The organism is Bradyrhizobium sp. SOJA106 (assembly GCF_059448745.1).
Window position 1 is genome coordinate 1,452,784 of record NZ_CM182549.1, and the last position, 19,363, is coordinate 1,472,146.

General features: G+C 57.6%; 12 protein-coding genes. 10 read left to right on the top strand and 2 right to left on the bottom strand.

Going from position 1 to position 19,363, the window contains the following annotated elements; translation table 11 throughout:
• Window positions 1-19: 19 nt before the first annotated feature.
• Window positions 20-205: a hypothetical protein gene (locus tag AC5V87_RS06760; RefSeq protein WP_495370362.1), complete on the bottom strand. Its 186-nt coding sequence runs from the start codon at window positions 203-205 to the stop codon at window positions 20-22.
• 36 nt (window positions 206-241) lie between these two features.
• Window positions 242-1,156, bottom strand: coding sequence for a hypothetical protein (locus AC5V87_RS06765; RefSeq protein ID WP_495370363.1), 915 nt, complete (start codon window positions 1,154-1,156; stop codon window positions 242-244).
• A gap of 1,796 nt (window positions 1,157-2,952) precedes the next feature.
• Here AC5V87_RS06765 and AC5V87_RS06770 point away from each other — a divergent pair.
• The 10 genes from AC5V87_RS06770 (at window position 2,953) to AC5V87_RS06815 (ending at window position 17,937) form a co-directional block, all read left to right on the top strand.
• The gene (locus AC5V87_RS06770; protein ID WP_495370364.1) at window positions 2,953-4,251 is read left to right on the top strand and encodes an NtaA/DmoA family FMN-dependent monooxygenase; all 1,299 of its coding nucleotides are present in this window, start codon (window positions 2,953-2,955) and stop codon (window positions 4,249-4,251) included.
• A gap of 59 nt (window positions 4,252-4,310) precedes the next feature.
• The gene (locus tag AC5V87_RS06775; protein ID WP_495370365.1) at window positions 4,311-5,999 is read left to right on the top strand and encodes an ABC transporter substrate-binding protein; all 1,689 of its coding nucleotides are present in this window, start codon (window positions 4,311-4,313) and stop codon (window positions 5,997-5,999) included.
• A complete protein-coding gene (locus AC5V87_RS06780) occupies window positions 5,971-6,960 on the top strand; it encodes an ABC transporter permease (protein ID WP_495370366.1) in 990 nt (329 codons plus the stop codon). Before AC5V87_RS06775 ends, AC5V87_RS06780 begins: the two co-directional genes overlap by 29 nt.
• The gene (locus tag AC5V87_RS06785; RefSeq protein ID WP_495370367.1) at window positions 6,957-7,820 is read left to right on the top strand and encodes an ABC transporter permease; all 864 of its coding nucleotides are present in this window, start codon (window positions 6,957-6,959) and stop codon (window positions 7,818-7,820) included. The genes AC5V87_RS06780 and AC5V87_RS06785 overlap by 4 nt, the downstream gene beginning before the upstream one ends.
• Complete coding sequence (locus tag AC5V87_RS06790; RefSeq protein WP_495370368.1) at window positions 7,821-9,545, top strand: dipeptide ABC transporter ATP-binding protein; 1,725 nt, start codon at window positions 7,821-7,823, stop codon at window positions 9,543-9,545.
• Between the two features lie 810 nt (window positions 9,546-10,355).
• Entirely contained in the window at window positions 10,356-11,837 is a 1,482-nt protein-coding gene (locus AC5V87_RS06795) for a pentapeptide repeat-containing protein (RefSeq protein WP_495370369.1), read from the top strand.
• Between the two features lie 198 nt (window positions 11,838-12,035).
• Window positions 12,036-12,917 (top strand): pantoate--beta-alanine ligase, encoded by an 882-nt coding sequence (locus tag AC5V87_RS06800; protein ID WP_495370370.1) that lies wholly within the window; start codon window positions 12,036-12,038, stop codon window positions 12,915-12,917.
• Between the two features lie 330 nt (window positions 12,918-13,247).
• Entirely contained in the window at window positions 13,248-14,489 is a 1,242-nt protein-coding gene (locus tag AC5V87_RS06805) for a cytochrome P450 (RefSeq protein ID WP_495370371.1), read from the top strand.
• Between the two features lie 275 nt (window positions 14,490-14,764).
• Window positions 14,765-15,118, top strand: a complete 354-nt coding sequence (locus AC5V87_RS06810) for a hypothetical protein (RefSeq protein ID WP_495370372.1) — start codon at window positions 14,765-14,767, stop codon at window positions 15,116-15,118.
• A gap of 581 nt (window positions 15,119-15,699) precedes the next feature.
• On the top strand, window positions 15,700-17,937 hold the full coding sequence (locus tag AC5V87_RS06815; RefSeq protein WP_495370373.1) for a T3SS effector XopP-like protein: 2,238 nt from the start codon (window positions 15,700-15,702) through the stop codon (window positions 17,935-17,937).
• Window positions 17,938-19,363: the final 1,426 nt, after the last annotated feature.

The window sequence follows — 19,363 nt, forward strand, 5'->3', positions numbered from 1 at the left end:
GACCCGGCCGAGCCGAAAGTTAGAATGAATATTGGTCGGCAAGTGCCTTTTCGAACCCGACGACGAGTGCGGCGAACGTAAAGACGGTACAGGCGTCGGCTGAAATTCCGATTTTCCAGGTGCGGTACGCGGCCAGCTCCCTGACGGCCAGCTCGGCGGGAGCAGTATAGACGGGAGCGAAGGCTGCTTTCGATTTTCCGAGCATCGAAAACAGCCAAGTTACCTTGCTAAGCCTCCACCCTCAATCTTCTTTCCCTGACTTTCTGTAGGGATTCGACGCGCTCGCGGTCCGATAGTCATCCAGATTCCCGCCCAGAAACAGTACCTCGCGCTCCTCAGTTGGGGTATCGCTCACCCAGGCTAGATTGGGTTCATCATCTTCAGTCCCGTCCTCAAGAATACTGACGATCTCATCGGCCGTCCAAGCGGTGATCCTCGGCACCGTGTACGTGTGCAACTCATTCGCATTTTCAGCGATCACTTTGGCGCCATACTCGTTGTCGTCGTCTGGCGAGAGGAGCAATTGTGAGGCCTCCTCGGACAATGACACAAAGGGCGAAGAAGTGGTGTCGCCCCTCATGTGTTCTGCCGCTGCGCGACCCAGATCAAGTCGTTGGCCTCCCCAGATATTCCAGGGGGCGGCGTCGAAACGCGAAGCCGCCATGGAACGCAAATGAGCCATCGCGCTTTGATTGGCCAATCCGCGCGGCTTGCAATGGCTGGGGTGGTTTTGAAAGCGTTGCAGCTCCAAGTATGAGGATGCCACTACGTCGTCGTAAACGCGGCGACTATCCACGTCGCCGGCCGACGGTCCAGTCCCTCCTGACCATGGTGTCGATGTCTGCGCAGCGAGTGCGATTTCCGTTCTGAGTTCCGCAATGTTCGCGCAGGTCAGCGTTGCGGCGAGTTGAGCGCGCGCTTTTACAAAGGATCCGGCTGTGCACCGTTCGTTTTTCGGGATAAGATCCGCTCTCCTATTGCCATCCGTTGCAGTTCGGGTCGATCCAGCGCCGGCTGAAGCTGGTGCTGGGAGGACTGGCCGATGCTCTCTAAGCCGCAGCTCAAAGTCTGCTTGCGGCCCGGTCTCTTCCTGTTGCGGCTCGACGTAATAACTGATGCGAGCCGCGGACGGGTTGACGTTGTCAAATGGGTCCATTCCCTTCTCCCACGGGTTGCCTTGTCAATGTCATCGAGCAAAGTTGGTTCGATAAGGATCAGAGGCTGGGCCGGGCGCAACTCTCGATAAAATTGCAGCGGACGGTATGTTGAGGGCGTACGGAACGGGCTGAGCCAGGATCCAGATCCTTCTCTTCCTGGTCTTGCGCCATCAACTGGGCCTGCTAGTCCGATAGAGATGTTGCTATGCTAAAGAGCTTAGCTGTCGAATAGCTGACCAGGCCTATTGGTTGAAGTAAAGTTCGGGCCCTTGCCGCTGTGCTGTCGTGCCTGTTGTTCATTGCAGAGTTGAGTTTGGCGAGATGGATCCTTCGCCCCAATCTAGCTCCACGGCAGCGCGGTGTGAATGGTCTGGGAGAAGCGGTGCGCGATAGCGCTGCAATCGAGAGCTTGCGCTGGGTGGATAAGTTTATCTGGGGCAGCTTGCATTGTGCGCGAGTCGATCTCGTAGAAAGGTTCGTCCAGGGGCTAGCTCTGATCCGAGTAGCCGATGCCGCAGCCATCGGGCTTGTGATTGCGCCGGTCTGGCGTGAAGCTCACTGTGCTTTGTTGACTGCTGTTTGGGACGAGAAGTCGCGCGGGCGCGGTGAAGGCTGGTCGCAAAACACGACCCGCTCGATGCAATTTCAACCCGGGCCTCCGCCGCGAGACGTTGAGTTGCCAACCAGACGTGACAAGACCACGAACGATCCATCCCAAGAGGCGTCCACTCCCATGTGCCGGTAAGGGACGCGGTCCGATATCCAGCTGGGTGATTTCGTCGACGTTGATGCCGCCGCGCTTCTTGATGCTCAAAGGCGGCTGCGCCCAAGATAGCTGAGTCCCGTGCACACATCGGTGCGCTCGCGGGGCCGTGAAGACGGGCGTTCTTGGCAAATTGGCGGTGCGTCATCACGCCCGTAGCGTACGCGAGGACATGCGCCGCGCGCGCGAGAATTAACGACGCTCCAGCATCTTCGAATCCAGCGCAGCTTCGAAGCGTTGCCGTAACGCGGCATCTATAATCTAGAATGGTTCATCACATTATTAGATGTTGGGCTTGGCGGCGCCTTATTGATCGGATGTCACTTTGCAGCGCGGCAGCAAGCGGTCGACCAATTGTGTCGCTCCAATACTGCCGTGTGTTCTCGAGCCCATCGAGTCATCTCTTTTGCGTCGCGCCGGCGCTCCCAATTGCAGTCGCTGCAATTACGCAGCGCGTGTTCGGTGGGCCTGATCAGAGAACGCTTGGGATTAAGCGAGGGAAGGTTAGACACGGCAATAGAAGAGGATGCCAAGGGACGATAGTAGATTGAAATACTCAACTATTGCGTTTGCACGGTCTGGACCTCTAAAGATCCTCTAGCGTGATCATTGCTCGCTCGGTCGGGAGTCCAAACGTTTCGATCGCGAATCCCATCCAAAACATCTTCCTGAAAAGAAGCTGGCTTCTTGATGAATTCTGGAGAGCCGATGTGAATGTACTCGTGTGGAAGCAACCCGCCGCTGGAGACAAGCTGTCACGTCGGCGTCAATCGGCAACCAGCGTGGTCGAAGCTCTTCTCGGCCGCGCCCGCTCGGAGAAGATCGCAAGATCTAGCAAAAGCTTCTTTGGTGACATTCTTCTCACATCAGCCGGCTGTTGGTTGTCTATCCCTCAAATTGGCTGCCCGGAGCACATGCAAGGTACGCTTGCGCGAAAGCGCAGGCTGGCGGCCGAGATCAACTCGTCTACAAGGCCTGCCAAGCAGCTCAGATGCCGCCGCATGAGGGGCTGTTATGTCTTCGGGTAACTCCATGCTTCATCTTGGCTTAAATCTTCATGGTGCCGGTGGTCATTCCGCCGCATGGCGCTGGCCGGGCACAAATCCAAGCGCCTTTTTCGACATCGAGCACTACGTCAGCGCTGCGAAGATTGCGGAGCATGGTCTGCTGGATGCTGTATTCCTCGCCGATACCCCCGCGATAAGTTCCGACATCACGCACCAGCCGCCGCTTAATGGGCTCGAACCGACGCTGGTTCTCGCTGTGATTGCACGTGAAACGGAACGGATTGGTCTGATTGCGACAGCGTCGACTACCTACAACGAGCCATACAATCTTGCCCGGCGCTTCCAATCGCTCGATGTCATCAGCCGCGGGCGCGTTGCGTGGAACGCGGTCACGACGTCGAGTCCGGCGACAGTTGCGAACTTTGGCGGTCGAGAGGTTGGGCGAGCAGATCGCTACAGACGTGCCGAGGACTTCGTTGAAACGGTCCGTGCTCTCTGGCTGAGCTGGAGCGGCGAGATGGTCATCGCCGATCAGGCTGCGGGTGTTTACGCAGATCAGAGCCAATTCCGCCTGCTCGATCCCGCTACCAATAGCTTCGGCATCCGCGGCCCACTTACGCATCCCGCTTCATCCCAAGGCCACCCAGTCATCGTTCAGGCCGGCGGTTCGGATCCCGGATTACAGCTTGGTGCCCGCAGTGCAGATGTCGTGTTTGCGGCAGCCGGGGACTTGTCAACGGCTCTGCAGGAGGCAGAGCGCCTGCGCGCTCTTTCTCGGCAATTCGGCCGCCCTGCGGCCCCGCTCATCCTGCCAGGCCTTGTCACTTGTATCGGGGGCACCGAGGAAGAAGCGGCTCGTCGCAAGCAAAACCTTGACGGGCTCCTCGATATGGAGCGCGCCATCGTCGCTCTTGCACGAAGCATGGCCGTGCCGGTCGAGAAGCTCAGCCTCGAAAGGCCAATCCCGGAGGAGATTTTGCCTGCTGCAGATGATGTTCCGTTTTCTGTCGGTCACCATCGCACGATTGAGACTCTGGCGCGTCAAGGTCGGACGGTTCGCGAAATCATTAGCAGCGTTCAAGCGTTTGGCCACCGCTTGCTCGTGGGTGCGCCCGAACAGATCGCGGACTCGATTGAGGCATGGTTCCGCGCTGGCGCGGTTGATGGTTTCAACATCATTCCGGACGTGCTGCAAGATGGCACTTCAGCGTTTGTCGACAATGTGGTGCCCATCCTGCAGAAGCGCGGGCTCTTTCGAAAAGAATATCGAGGGCAGACGCTGCGAGAGCATTTCGGTCTTTCCATTCCTTTCGGGCCGGCATGAGCCACAGCGAGCTCAGCGCTATGACGCTTCCTCAACATCAAATGATTTGGAGACTGGATATGCATTTGTCGAATGCGCGGTCAACGAGGCGATTCACTGGAAAGTCGAGCTATCCAGCAAGAACCGTGAAGGCAACCCTTCTCGTGCTCATGGGCCTGTTGCAACTGCCGTCAAGTATTCATGCTCAAGAAGGGGTAGCCGGCAGCGTAAAGCGAGGAGGCGTTGTTCGTTACGGGCACTTTCAAGAGCCGACGTGCCTCTTCGGAGGATGGGTACAGCAATGGTATCTGCAACGCCAGTACAGCGATAATCTGGTCGCCCGCAGCGAGGATGGCAAGATTGTGCCATGGCTGGCCGAGTCATGGACAATTTCCGATGACAAGAAGATATACACATTCGAGATAAAGCCGAATGTGAAGTTCACGGATGGCACTTCTCTGGATGCGCAGGCCATCGCGGACAATATCAACGGATGGCTCAGCAACGACCCTGATCTGCGTAATCCGACTGCTGCTCCGTATCTTAGCGATAGCTTCGAATCGGCAAGTGCAATCGCTCCTCTGAGGTTACAGGTGACCTTGAAGGTGCCATTTCAACCCTTGCTGAACGTGTTTGCTCAATCCTCACAAGGCATTCTCTCACCATCCGCGCTCAAACGCGGACTTGCGGTGAACTGCGAGAACCCAGTCGGCTCAGGTCCATTCATTGTCGACAAATGGCGTCATGGACGGGAGGTCACCTTCCGTCGCAATCCCGACTACAACTCGGCGCCGGCCACCGCGAAACATCAAGGGCCGGCTTACATTGACGGAATCAGCTGGAAGTTCCTGCCAGATCAGACCGTCCGGTACGGCTCGTTCATCGCGGGCGAGACCGATGCCATATACGATATCCCAGCTATCGCATGGAAGGAGGCCAATTCCCGTTTTCCAGTATTGCGGCACATTACTGGCGGTACCCCGCTGCGCCTTGCGTTGTATACGGCACGGCCCCCATTTGACGATGTGCTCGTCCGCAAGGCGTTTGCCTATTCTACGGACCGGAAGGCCGCAGTCGACACATCATTCCTTGGCTCTTTGCCGTTTGAAGGCAACGGTGCGCTGAGTCAGAGCTCGCCGGAATACCTGCGCGAGCTCGGGCAGTCGTATACGTACGATATTCGGAAAGCCAATCAATTGCTCGATCAGGCGGGTTGGACCGAGCGTAATCCTAGCGGCGTTCGTGTTAAGAATGGCAACCCGCTCATCGTGCGCGTGTCCTATTCGAACGCTTTTCTGAAGCCAGATGGCGAGCAAGCCTTGCAAGTTATCCAGCAGCAGGCAAGAGCGGCCGGTTTTGACGTACGTCTTCAGCCTACCAATCCAGCTGATTTCTTCGCAGGAAAAAACCTCGGACCCGACGATTATGAGATTGTTCTCCTCTATTGGGTTGCCCCCGGCGCGGAGATATTCCGGATCTCGTGGAAGCCCGATCAGAAGGGCGAGACTAATCGCTTCAATCCCTCACGCTATCAAGATCTGACGCTTTGGGACGTCATTCAAAGGGCAGAGCAGGAACTCAATGGGGCGCAACGTACCGCCCTCTATCAGCAGGCGGAACGGAAGATCGTGGATGAGGCTCCTGTGATTGGCCTCACGGTGCTGGACGTAACGTTGGCGACCAAGGCGAACCTCAAAGACGTGTGGCTGGACCGCGGCTCCGTTGGCGAACCCGTTTTCTATGACGCTCATTTCGATGATGGGAAGTGACGCCGTGAAGATAGTAGCCCATCATCCCATTGTTTGGTTCGCGCGCCGGATATTCTCCGGTGTGGTCGTGGTGTGGGCTGCCGCAACCTTCGCGTTCTTGATTCAATGTGTGCTCCCTGGGGACCGCGCCCAGATCATCATCAATGCGACAAGCGGCAACGTCGGACTGGCGTCGTCGGCAGAACTTGCGGCGATCAATGCGAAATACGGATTTGATCAACCGCTCGCGATTCAGTACGGAAAATACATACTGCGAATCCTGCATGGAGACCTTGGCGAGTCATACCAGCAGCATCGGCCTGTCGCAGGGATCATCGCCGAACAGATTGGCCCAACCATCATTCTGGCGGTCACCGCGCTGCTGTTCGCATGGATTATCGCAATCCTGACGACCTTGTTCGTCGCCGGCAGAGACAACATTTGGGCGACGTTGCTCAATGACACGCAGGTCTTTTTTGCAACCGCGCCGCCCTATTGGCTGGCCACAATTCTGCTGGTTGTTTTTGCGGTAAAGCTGCGCATTTTTCCGGTCATCGGTGGAAATTCTCCGGCCGGGCTCATTCTGCCGACACTTGCGTTGGCTCTTGAATTATCGGGCTTTTTCGGACAAGTCGTTCAGAACGAGTTCACGCGCGTGCTCGAGCAGCCGTTCGTTGCATCCGCTCGGGCCCGAGGCATGAGTGATTTTGGCGTCAGGCTTCGCCATGTCCTCCGCCATGCCGCATTGCCTGGCATTACTTTATCAGGTTGGGCGCTCGGAAAACTGCTTTCGGGCGCGATTTTGATCGAGGTGGTTTTCGCCCGTCAAGGCCTAGGTGGAGTCCTTGTTGCTGCAACGTCCTCGCGAGACGTTCCGATTGTCTCGGGAGCTGTTTTGATCTCTGCGGGCCTGTTCGTTCTTGTTAGTTTGATTGTCGATCTGACTTACCAGGTGGTCGATCCGAGGATCAAGTTGACATGAGCATGTTCGCCGAAGCCACCGTGTCTCGGTCGCTCAAAGAGGTCCTGGCAATCGTCCGCCATGTGCCGTTCCGAGTTGCCGCCTGTCTCAGCATCATTGGCCTCTTTGCCCTCGCGGCTGTGGCGCCAAAGGTGCTGCAGACGCATGATCCGCTGGCTATTGATTTGAAATCGTCATTGCAGTCTCCGTCGATCGCCCATTGGTTGGGAACTGATCAATTGGGTCGAGATCTTTACTCTCGAGTAGTCGAGGGGGCAGGCCAATCCCTGGCTATTGGACTAGGCGCGACGGCGCTGAGCATGTCCATTGCGATCGTTTTCGGCGTCACCGCCGCACTTTCTGGTGGCGTATGCGACAGCATCCTGAGCCGGATTGTCGACGTGCTCTTCGCAATTCCCACGCTCCTGCTCGCCCTTGTGTTCGTGACCGTTTTTGGGCCGTCGGTATTGACTGAGGTCATAGCTGTCGGAATCGGCACGGCGCCAGGGTATGCGCGCATGATCAGGGGCCAGATGCTTGCCATCAAGGGGACAGCGTATGTGGAGGCCGCTAAGGTGCTGGGCCATCCATTTCCCCGTATTGTCTGGAGGCATATTCTTCCCAACGCCATGAACCCGCTGACGGCGATGATGACGATCGGTGTAGGTCAGGCGATTATATGGGCTTCCGGTCTTGCTTTTCTGGGACTCGGCGTCGCTCCCCCGGCGCCTGAATGGGGCGCGCTGCTCAACGCCGGGCGCAACTATGTAATCTACGCCTGGTGGCTGGAGATCATACCCGGTCTGGCAGTTACGGCGTTTGCCCTCAGCCTCACCATCATTGGGCGTCATCTACAGGACCGTCTGGAAGGAAAAACGTGAATGTCGCAGGGCCGCCCCCAGCCTGTCCCGCAGCAGCCAGACCTCCTCACGGTCGATTCGCTGCGTGTTTCCTTCGGTTGCGCCATCGACGAGAAGGCGGTTGTGCGCAGTATATCCTTCTCCCTCCGACCGGGACGGTGTCTTGCGATTGTCGGTGAATCCGGCTCGGGCAAGAGCGTGACTGCGCGGACTCTGATAGGCCTCGCTGGTCGCTACGCCAATGTTCATGCACGCCAGCTAAGCTTCGACGGGAAGGACCTGATGGGTCTTAGCGATCGTGCCTGGCGACGCATCCGCGGCAACGAGATTGGCTTTGTATTACAGGATGCACTCGTCTCGCTTGACCCGCTTCGCCGGATCGGCAAAGAGATTGGTGAGGGCTTGCTCCTCCACGGTGCGGTATCATCGCGCGAGGAGCTCGCGCAGCGCGTCATTGCTCTCCTTAAGCTCGTCGGTGTCCCTGACCCCGAGATCAAGGCCGAGCAGCTGCCGCATCAATTATCCGGCGGCCAGCGTCAACGAGCTCTTATCGCTTCGGCACTTGCGCTCGATCCCCGCATCCTGATCGCCGACGAGCCGACGACCGCTCTCGATGTGACGGCGCAAGCCCATGTGCTGTCACTCCTTGAGGAGACCAAAACGAGGGGCAAGGCTCTGATCCTGATCAGTCACGATCTGGCAGTGGTCTCCCGCGTGGCGGATGAGATCCTCGTCATGCGAGAAGGCGAGGTCGTTGAACGCGGTAACGCCGGCCAAATATTCAAAGACCCGGAGCACCCCTATACTAAGCAGCTCCTGGACGCCGTGCCATCAGGCCGGCCGCGCGGCTCACGCCTCTCACCATCGGCGATTGTGCGTTCGCCTGCCCGGCAAACGCAGCTAGCCGTGCAATCGCCACCGAAATCTCGTCCCATCCTGCTCGAAGCGACAAGTCTGGTGAAGCGCTTCAAGGGCCCGGATGGCACTTCACGGACGGCTGTGGACGGCGTCTCCTTCGAACTGCGATCCGGCGAGACTTTGGGCATCGTAGGTGAGTCCGGATCAGGAAAGTCAACGATGGCGCGCATGGTCCTGGCGCTCGAGGAGCCTGACGAGGGAGCCGTTCAGTTTGCAGGCCGGCCTTGGACCGCGCTCGCCGAGCGCGACCGGCGGGCTCGGCGGCGGTCACTATCGATCATTTACCAGGATCCTCTTGGCTCGTTTGATCCACGTTGGACTGTCGGACGCATCATATCCGACAGCCTTTCGAGCGACGTTGAGACACGGGGCAAGCGGCAGGAGCGCGTTATCGAGCTGCTCGATCTGGTCGGGCTATCCCAGGCCCTGCTGGACCGACGACCGCTCGAGCTCTCGGGCGGTCAGCGCCAGCGCGTCGCGATCGCCCGCGCGATCGCACCAAATCCTGCCGTCATCGTCTGCGATGAGCCGGTTTCGGCGCTCGACGTCTCGATCCAGGCCCAGGTCTTGGACCTGCTCGGCTATCTGAAGGACCACGTCGGCGTAAGTTATCTCTTCATCTCGCATGATCTCAGTGTTGTTCGTCACATCAGCGATCGCGTCATAGTTATGCGCCGGGGGAGAATCGTCGATAGTGGCGCCACTGAAGAGATATTTCGCAATCCACAGTCTGAATATACCAAGAGCCTTATCGCCGCCATGCCGCGTCTTGCGCGCGACCACCAGATAGATCATCCAGCTACGATCCTCGAAGAAGGCATCGCATGAACGCCTTCGAATCCAATCCTTTATGGTCTATCTCCGATCGCGGAGCATTCGCCTTTGCGCGCCGAGTTGGTCACGATTACGCGCTCGTTCACCGCTCGAACAGGACAGTCTGTGGCACGGGTTCCCGCTAGATGGACCGGTCGGCGCGGATTGCGTGCTCGCAAAGGACGGGCGGCTCTTGCGCTCCTGCAGACGAGCTCGCAATCTTCGCTTTCACGATAGCCTCGGCCATCATGGTGCGGTCCCTGACAACGAGAGAGTGTTTGTCAGGTTCAAAACATTCGGCGTCAATATTGATTTCATGACGCCTGTTCAGCCGTTAATTGCGACTGATGCGGCTGGCACGGTCATTGCTATCGGAAATGAGGTAACGCCGAATAGGGGCCTACTTCAGCCCTGTGAACAATCACGTTTCCGCCCGTAACCCGTGGGTCCATTCTGAAAAACAAGAAGGGCCCTGAAGTTTTCGCATTCGGTTTGATGGAGAGCGAATTGGATTTGCCTAGAAGAGCCGACGAGACAAATCGCAACGTCTGGCCATATCGGCAATGTCAAAAGACGATTGCGTCGTCAACGTTGCCGGACTCGGTGAACAATCTGAGCGCGCGGCGGTGGGAGCGCATGACTAGAATTCGGCTGACGTGCTCAAGCGTACCGGCTGCGGAGGTCACCGACACAATAGGCGCCTCATCGAGGCATCGTGTCGTCATTTCGCCGACGAGTTCGCCACAGGTCGCATAGCGTACCTCCAAGGCGGAGCAAAAGAGGTCGATAACAGGCCCCCCGTAATCCGGGCAATACGGAATCGTCATGTCGCAAACGATCGGCCCTGATAGCGAGTGCACCGCGAATGAAGAAGCAGAGCACTGGTCAGATCCGAAACACAATCTTTCATCAGATGGCGACTTTGTTCGGTACTGGAGCCGAGCTGCCGATCGGCTGCGCGCGGTGGCTGCGGTTGGGAGGCGAACCGAAGAGGCGATCAGAAGGACCGGGATTGGCTTGCAGCTATCGTCCGAGAACTTTAACGGTCACGACTTGTCAGAGTTCCCGTTGCGACGCTGTACCCTCAATCGTGCGCAGCTCTACGGAGCAAAGTTGGATCGGGCAGACCTTTCTGGCGCGAATCTCATCTGTCCGGGGCTAGAGAGGGCAAGTTTCCGCGGGGCCAAGCTCGATTTTGCGTATATGCATGCGATTGCAGCGCAGGTCTGCGACTTCGACGATGCCAGTCTGCGCAATGTAATTGACGCAACAGGCAGCCTGTTTCACGGTTGCAGCATGAAAAGGACACGCTTTGATAACGCCATGCTCAGCGGGCTTCTCGCTTACCAATGCGACGCGAGTGATGCTGTATTCGATGGCGCGGAGCTACAGGGTTCGACCATTAATGAATGTTTCCTTCCTTCCGCTTCCTTCCGCTTTGCCAAGCTGAGCCAACTCACGATCACGAAATCACATCTGGCGTCTTGCTCGTTCTTCCAGTCAAAGGGGAACTGTTTATCGATTGTGCGTCCCACCTCGATTGATGGTCTTGTCCTGGAAGGCGCTCATCTTCCGTATCTGAGACTCTCAAAAGTAAGCGGCCGCATCGCAGCGAGAGGCATGTGCGCACCATCTGCTGATATTCACTTGTCAAATCTTCCAAATGCGGAGCTTGAGCAGACGGACCTGACCGAGGCGCGGCTTTTGTCCGTAAGCTTGTCCAACGCAAACCTCGTCGGTGCCGTGCTCAACGGTGCATCCATTCATTCCTGCGAGCTCGACGGAGCGGACCTGTCTCTGGTATCAGGCGAATGCATTTCTATAACAGAGAGCACAATGCGAGCCGCCAAATTATTGGGTTTTCGTGGCCGCTCTAGCTTTGTGCGCGACTGCGATCTCGAACGCGCAGACCTATCCAATGCTTACCTTTACAGGTCGATGATCACCGGTGATCCCCCGCAGTCAATGGCACTGGATGAGGCAAATCTCGAAGGATCGAATCTCGTTCAGGCATATCTCGCCGCAGGAATGACGAGAACCAATCTGGAGGCATCGCGGGCCGCGTACGTTCGCATGAACCAATCGTCCTTGCGCGAGGCGAACCTGAGTGGGATGTCGCCGTTCCAGGCCAGCTTCGTAAAGGTGGACTTTTCGGGCGCTAAGATAACCACATTCGAGCCACCGTTCTTTGCAGACCGATGTCCGGGCCTACAGGCCGCTCTGAAGGAGGATCAGCCACGCGAGCCATTAAGCTATCTGACTGAATTCTCATCGTTGATCAGACGGGGTCGAGAAGGGTCTACCTGACGGCTTCGGAGACTGCAAAATCGAAGGGAATGCAGTGTCGGCGAGCTTAGGACAGGTCTGGGCGGTCGTTCGAGCTGTGAGCGAGCGCTTAAGCGCTATGGGGCTCCTTGGCATCGCCGGCGGATCCGAGAGGCGGGGCAGACCTTCTGTGCGATCCGACCGACGATCTTTTGGCGTTCAAAGAGACTGGAGTAGAAAATGCATTTGGCATGTCTTTCCGCAGGTAAAGCGTTCATCCGGGAGGTGGCGAGAACAGGGCAGACCATCGGGACGGTACATACTCTCGGCGCCCTGCATCTTGGGCATGCAGAACTGATCAGACGGGCGGCATCGGAAAATGACGTCGCGATCGTCACAGTGTACCCGAACAAGATCCAGCTTAGACCGGGTGGGAGCTACGACTTCAATTTGGACGAGGATATTGGACTTGCATTGCGTTCGGGAGCAACTGCCGTAATGTCCTCCAACGACACCGAAATGTTCCCGCCCGGCTATCGAACCTTTGTATCGCAAGGCGACTGTCATTTGCGTCTAGGGGGGCCCGAGGCCTATTTAAAGGAAGCCGTTACCGGGGCAATCCGCTGGATCTGCTATGCAAGGCCGACTCGCAGCTACTTCGGCCTCAAAGATATCGGTCAGGCGATCCTGGTGAAGCGCGCCGTCGCAGATCTCCTTCTGGATTGCGAGATAAGGTTTGTGCCGACCGTGAGATACAAGAACGGAGTGCCCATTTCGTCGCGTTTGAGGCGATTTAGCCGTTCCGAGCTTGATGAGCTGTCTTGCCTTTTCACGGCACTCGACCATTCGAGGAAAGAGATCGCGCAAGGGATATCTAGTGTGAAGGATCTGGTCGCGTCCGCCACATCTAAGATCAAGTTCCGGCACTTTAAACTCGATTTTGTTCGAATCGTCGGCGCTGACAACTTCGAAGACCTGGAGCAAGTCGAGCTCCCTTTCATAATTTTTGGGGCGGCAACGGCTCATGGTCTCAGGATCTTCGATAATATCTACGTTCCAGATCAAGATACTCTCGTGAAGGGTCCTTCGGATATCTGGATCGATCTGCCTGAACAGTCCTAGCCGGACGATTATTCATCCATGACCTTGAGAAAGCTATCCGTTCCGGCCGTATCCCAAGGCCAGCGTCACCTTATGAAGGTGTACTCGGCTTGATGTTGCCTCCAGCGCATAGCCATCTTTAACCAGCGCTGAGAGCTCTCATTGATCCATTGAGAACATCGACTTGGAAAGTCAATGGGATCCTTACTGCCCGACATGGTAGGGCGAGGCTAGCTGCACTGTAAGGTAGCCTGGTCGAGCCTCCCGTCGCAGCCGAGCGCTGCGGCAGCTCGAAGGCGACGAATCGCACCACGCCGTAAACTCTCGAGAGCAGAATCTGCAGAGATGATCATGACAAGGCGATCGGAAGATTATAGAGCTGAGGATCCGTGTGTCATCCCGCTGAGCAAGCTGGATGTAAGCGAGGGCAAGCGCTTTCAAGACGACAGCATGTGGGCTTGCTTTGAGCGGTTGCGAAAGGAAGATCCCGTTCACTACTGTCAAGACAGCGCTCATGGTCCATATTGGTCCGTGACGAAATACCGGGATATCGTAGCCGTAGACACAAACCACAAAGCGTTCTCGTCCGAACAAGGTGTCACTATTGTCGACGTGCCTGGCGAGCACTGGACTCCGAGCTTCATCAAGATGGGGCCTCCCAAGCACGCCGAGCAGCGCAATACCGTTGACCCGATCGTCGGACCGGAAAGCTTGACGAAGCTCGAAAGCTTGATCCGGTCTCGGGTCAGGGCGATTCTCGCAGGCTTGCCGCGGAATGAGGCCTTCAACTGGGTGGACATGGTATCCATAGAGTTGACGACGCAAATGCTCGCCACGCTGTTCGACTTTCCATTTGAGGATCGGCGACTGCTGACCTATTGGTCAGACGTCGCTGTTACGGCTCCGAAAGCAGACCATGCAATCGACAGCTGGAACAAGCGAAGCGCCATCTTGTCCGAGTGCCTGGAGTATTTCACCCGGCTTTGGAACGAGCGCATCAATGCCGAGCCGCGCCTCGACCTGATTTCCCTGATGGCGCATTCGCCAGCCACGCGCCAGATGGAGCCGAGCGAGTTTCTCGGAAATCTGATTCTGCTGATCGTTGGGGGAAACGACACCACGCGCAACTCAATTACCGGGGGTCTCCTGTTCATGAGTCAATACCCCTCCGAGCTGCGAAAGCTAATTGACAATCCCAAGCTGATCTCAAGCGCCGTGTCCGAGATTATCCGGTACCAGACGCCAATCGCACATATGCGCCGTACCGCCGCGATCGACAGCATCATAGGCGGAAAACAGATCAGGAAAGGCGACAAGGTCGTCATGTGGTACATCTCCGGTAACAGGGACGAAGAGATCATTGAGAACGCCGACAACTTCATGATCGACCGCAAAAATGTGAGGCAGCATCTCTCGTTCGGATTCGGCATCCATCGCTGTCTTGGTCGACATCTTGCGGAACTACAGTTGAGAGTCCTCTGGGAAGAGATTTTGTCTGCGCAATTGGGGTTCGAGGTTGTCGGCGAACCCGAGCGGATTGCGTCTAACTTCGTGCACGGCTATTCCGCTCTCCCCGTGCGGATTGCGGCCTAGGCCCAAATTGTTCTGCTCACGCAGGCGGCGGAGCGGGCTTGCCCTGAACCATCTTTGGTTTCTGCAAGCAGCGCAGCTGGGGTGATCGACGGAAACAAGATGCTGCATGTCGGAAGCCAATTGCCGGCCCTGCAAACGGTTGGAAGGACCTGCGAGAAGCGATAGGTGAGGCGCGCGTCTCCGCAAGCGCTTTGGCATGCCGAAAATTGAACCTCAACGGCTACTCCGATGCAGGTCTCCGGGCCACCCTCGAATAGCCGAAACCATAGAGGGCAATGACCTTGATGTTCAAAATTGTAGCTGTGGCAGCAATTTTCATTGGAGAAGCTCTTTCGATATTCGCCGAGTTAATTGCCTCAAGGCAATTCGGAAAGGCCGGTGGCGATCTGGCGATGCTTTGGCCGATGTTTCTCCTGGTATGCTTGGGTGGCATCCTCCTCGTTCTCGGATACGCGCTGGGCTACATGCATCTGAAGAATATCTGGATCATTGTCGCGATATCGGTGGGAGCGATCCTGGTCGTGGAACCGATACTCACGGTTCTGCTCTTCAGAGACGTGCCGACCGCCGGTTCGCTGATTGGGCTGGTTCTCGGTGCGTCTGGTGTGCTCGCTGCGATGTTTCTATGAAGCTGATCTCACCGGACCCGGATGGGCGCCGCACTTTTGTGAAATGCAGCTTGAGGATCTCCGGAAGGTCGAGTCAGCCGTTAGGACGAGGAAAAGATCCATTCTGAACGACCTTCAGCATCTCGTCATCGGTGTACGGCCGCTAGATTGTTAAGCTCTTATGTCAAAGTCCTCTTACCGTTAGCAGGACGTGTGTGGCGAGCGAAGGTCTGCCAATCTATGAGCTGGCCATTTCTGCTTGACCAAAATTCGCCGATTAGGCCTCGACTTTTCTCCCGGCTACCAACGTTTGGGGACGATTTGACTCAGTCGGTGTGGACGGAGCTAACGGCAGAGGGGCGACGCGCGTAGTGGAGCGCGTCGAGGCCAGGGCACCTCAGCCGCGATTACGTCGCGGCTGCTTACACGGACGCACTTACCCGCATCGCGCTCTTCAGCGACATTGGAGGTCCGATGGAATGGAACTTCAGGTGACATTGGCTTTCTTGTGCATTCGAAAGAACGCGTTTTGGTCAGCTAGCCGTCAGTCACACGGTCTATCCAGACGGGCTGCACATTCGCGACTTTATCGGAGACGAAGCATGACAGGCATTGGCCGAGCCGGCGCATCGGAAGTTGGAGCCGCAGGAGCTGGCAATACCGGAGATGTGAGCGGTTCGAGCGTGGAGCCCAGCCTATTCCCGGGAGGACACAGTCAATCTTTCGATGTCATCATCGAGCGGATGCGCTCTGGGCCTCCAGACAGGACCGACAACTCAAGTTCGGAGGTGGTAGCGCCCACCCGAGACGAGATAAAGGCAGCAAGGCGAAAAATGGGCGGCCTGTTTGAGGAGCTTGAAGCTAGCCGTCGAGCGGCCCCGCACGGCCAAACCTTCCAAGAGGCGCAAGAGCTGATCGATCAAGTCATCAAAGCAGGCTCAACAGTTCTGGAGTACTACGCGGATTTGCCTGCCAATTTGGCGCGCCGCATTCTGCCCGACGATCGGGCTCGCCGGCTCCGCGATGACACGCTGAACGCGGGCGAAGAATGTAACGCAGTGGCCACCCGGATTATTTACGAGCTGGAGGACAAAAGAAAGGAAGCATTAAGCTGGCTCCCGAAGATCCAAGACACCGGTACGCCCGCCCAGGTGGCCGGCGCGTTTAAAAGCGTGGCGAAACGCTATGCAGCCTGCATGGAATGGTGGGGGAAGAAGGTGTTGCGCTCGGAGCGGATGCAGTCTGTCTGCGCGGCTACTGCCAACTTGCCAAGCAGCACGCCCGATATGCGCAAGGCCGAAGAGGCCGCACTAAGACTGCATACCGGCTGGGCTCTCAATACGAAGTGCATGTATCTGCAAGCGCGGATCGCTCTCGCGGAGCTCTTGATTGACTCGCGAGCGAGCACGCTCGACCCAGACGTGCGCGATGCCTTGATGGAGGAGAGCGGGCGGGCGCGTCTGCTCGGGACCTTCGTCGAGGATGTTTTTCCGGCATTCGTCTCCACGTGCGAGGCCGTTCTGTATCGCGATGGAGCAGTGCTTGACGCGGAGCATCGCGCCGTTCTGGAAGGAGTCCTGGAGCGGCTTTCGGAATTTGCATCCGGGCTGAGCGGCATCGTTGCCAGCCTGAGGCAGATCGGAACGGGAGCTGAAGTTCCCCTGCAGTTGCTAGACGAGATCGTGGAAGGGGCGTGGGTGACCGCGAACGAGGTTATGCGGCTGCTGGCATTGCAGCCAACTACGCCAGCCACGATTGAACCCCCGGCTTTGGCTGCGCTGCCGGAAAATACTGCCGCGGTAAGCCAAGGCAATTCAGGTCGCAAAAAAGGAAAACAAAAAGGAAAAGGCAGGCGCGCAGCGGCTGCAGGCGAGTGGAGCTCAACGACCAGCTCATCCGAGCCGCACCTCGCCAGGCCCCATGCCGCTACGGCTCCGACGCGCAAGGTTATCGTGCGCTCAGATCTCGGTACCAAGAAGCTCGCCACCACCGAGGAAGCACGTGCCTCATCCGCTGCAACTGATCACCTGCAGATGTGGCAGGCGCCGCCGTCCAAGGAAGCACTGGCGGGATTACTTGAGCGATTGGACAAGCTGCTGCAGTTCGATCTGCCGGTTCAGCAGAGGTCGGTCTCGCAGGCGCGCCAGATGAAGCCCGAGGACGCCGAACACGTCTTGGACCGCGTTATCACGCACTTCCAGATGCAGGCCGCCGAGATTGAAGTCTGTGTGGCCGCGCTGCAGGAGCCCCGCCGACGTGGCTTGCTCACGCCTTCGCAAGTTCCCGAAGTGCACGATAAAATAGTCCGGCTCAATGGGATGTGGTCCGAGCTGCAGGGGCAGGCGAAATCATTGAAAGAGCGAAAGGCAGCAATCACGAGCGATTGCAGGAAGAACTACCCGTTTCCATCGCAAGAGTATCTCGAGCAGATGCGCGCGGCGGGGGAACTGGACTCGGTAGGTCCGCCGCTAGCGTTGAAGGCAGAGCCAGGTAAGCTATTCGAGATCAAGCTGCAGGCTAAGGCGCTTAGCAGCGGCGCAATGCCAAGGCCGATGTGGGTGCACATCCACACCGAGCGGCCGGTTTATGCCTGGCAATTGGCAACGCTGGGCGATCGCGCATTCGCCGCATGCCACGTGAAGTCCGACGAACAGCGCGGATACAATCAGCATTGGCAGAACGCTCGAGCCGCCGAGGGCTACGAGAACGTCGTGATCCACCGCGGCAAGCTGACGCCTGCGTTCTGCAGGTCCTTGTTGAGCACCGCCCCTGGCCAGCCGTGGCAGCCCCTTCCCGATCCCGTGCACGTTTCAACGCAGATCGCTCGAGTGGGAATCTAGTGAGCTGGTTCCCTTGCGGCGGTGAGCCGTTCGTGGCAGCGTTCATGCCTCCCGGACCGGCGCGGCGGATTGCCTGAGCAGCGCCGAGCCCATCTTACAAAAGGATGAAGCTCGGGAGAGAACTCACCTCACGGCAAGGTATCAGCCGGCGGTCCGGAGGATTGTCGGTTGTTCCACAAGCAAGCTGCCAGTCCGGGCTGTGGCGAACATCGGCGCCCATGCGAGAAGTTAGGCGCTGAATATTGCAGATGGAAAACATGTACCTGATGCCGGCGGCGATCGGCCCGGATGTAACAGGGCTTTCACCTGCCTGCCCGGGGAAAACTGGCGCGCAAACCCTCGGCAGAGCTTCAACAGATCGGGGATGCTCCGGGTGCAAGGGGGCTGAGCATTCCAGCCGCTTTGACGAATCGAACCAGGCGGTGCACAACAACGCTGCCTGTTTGCTACTCTTGCATAAGGCTATGACGGCCCCAGCATCACGCCTCCTTGGCCCCCAAAAGATGCTGGGGCTCGTCGTTCTTCCTCGAGCGCCTCAAGCCGAGTGACGTCGCAACTGCTCCGGTTCAACTGCCAATGCGCACCCAGCCGTCCCGGCAATCCCAATATATCGGCGTATGGTCAGCCATGTCGCTGCTGTTCAGTCGCCGTCATGAGCGACCGACCCAACGCGCCCCGAGGGGAGAGCCGGGTTCTGAGGTTTCGGATTGGGACGCTACGGAGTCGGAAATCGCGAAAAAAACATCTCACGACGATCCATCGAAAAGACGAAGCGGACGACCATGAAGCGCGGCTCAAGCTGGAGGGCGCCGAACGCGCTCGCTGATCCGGCGCAGCAATGATGGCGCCCAGACATTCGCACGATTCCGGTTCTCAAACGGCTATGTTGAGGGCGGCCGGCTCATTCTCCTCCCTCGGATCGAGCTGATCAGGCGAGCCTCTTGTCTGGATCGAGATCCTCCTGCTCGGACCCTGAGCTGTCGATAAGCTGGCTAGTCTCATCGCTTGCGAAATTCCGAGCCCTTGCAGCTGTGCTGGCGCCTTGTTCTCACTGGCGGAGATGAATCTAGCCAAGATGCCGTCATCGCCACTGTCGCGTCTTTGGCGAGCGCAGTCCCGCCAGGTCGCTAGCATGCCGCCGCGGCCCGCCTCCGTCGAAGCCTTCTCTTGTGGCCTGCAGCGCAGCCGAAAAAAAGTCGGTAAGCGATTTTCGCGGTCCTCTCGCTCGGTGATGAACAATCGCGCGTCCAAGCGTAACGCACGTGCGTTCGGGCAGCGCATCTTCGGCACCATGCAAGCCGCCTGTAGCCTTGCTCGCACAATAGAGCTCCGAGACATGCATCGGCCACTCCGAGCCCCGTCGAGCGTTCGATCATGAAGAGCCATACGGTGAAGTCCGAACTATCCATTCCTTAGATAGATCTGA

What these genes read in the sequence shown, in the direction of transcription:
- AC5V87_RS06815 (WP_495370373.1), top strand. Translation starts at nt 15,700, where the DNA reads ATGACAGGCATTGGCCGAGCCGGCGCATCGGAAGTTGGAGCCGCAGGA.
- AC5V87_RS06805 (WP_495370371.1), top strand. Translation starts at nt 13,248, where the DNA reads ATGACAAGGCGATCGGAAGATTATAGAGCTGAGGATCCGTGTGTCATC.
- AC5V87_RS06795 (WP_495370369.1), top strand. Translation starts at nt 10,356, where the DNA reads ATGTCGCAAACGATCGGCCCTGATAGCGAGTGCACCGCGAATGAAGAA.
- AC5V87_RS06780 (WP_495370366.1), top strand. Translation starts at nt 5,971, where the DNA reads ATGACGCTCATTTCGATGATGGGAAGTGACGCCGTGAAGATAGTAGCC.
- AC5V87_RS06785 (WP_495370367.1), top strand. Translation starts at nt 6,957, where the DNA reads ATGAGCATGTTCGCCGAAGCCACCGTGTCTCGGTCGCTCAAAGAGGTC.
- AC5V87_RS06775 (WP_495370365.1), top strand. Translation starts at nt 4,311, where the DNA reads ATGCATTTGTCGAATGCGCGGTCAACGAGGCGATTCACTGGAAAGTCG.
- AC5V87_RS06765 (WP_495370363.1), bottom strand. Translation starts at nt 1,156, where the DNA reads ATGGACCCATTTGACAACGTCAACCCGTCCGCGGCTCGCATCAGTTAT.
- AC5V87_RS06790 (WP_495370368.1), top strand. Translation starts at nt 7,821, where the DNA reads ATGTCGCAGGGCCGCCCCCAGCCTGTCCCGCAGCAGCCAGACCTCCTC.
- AC5V87_RS06800 (WP_495370370.1), top strand. Translation starts at nt 12,036, where the DNA reads ATGCATTTGGCATGTCTTTCCGCAGGTAAAGCGTTCATCCGGGAGGTG.
- AC5V87_RS06810 (WP_495370372.1), top strand. Translation starts at nt 14,765, where the DNA reads ATGACCTTGATGTTCAAAATTGTAGCTGTGGCAGCAATTTTCATTGGA.
- AC5V87_RS06770 (WP_495370364.1), top strand. Translation starts at nt 2,953, where the DNA reads ATGCTTCATCTTGGCTTAAATCTTCATGGTGCCGGTGGTCATTCCGCC.
- AC5V87_RS06760 (WP_495370362.1), bottom strand. Translation starts at nt 205, where the DNA reads ATGCTCGGAAAATCGAAAGCAGCCTTCGCTCCCGTCTATACTGCTCCC.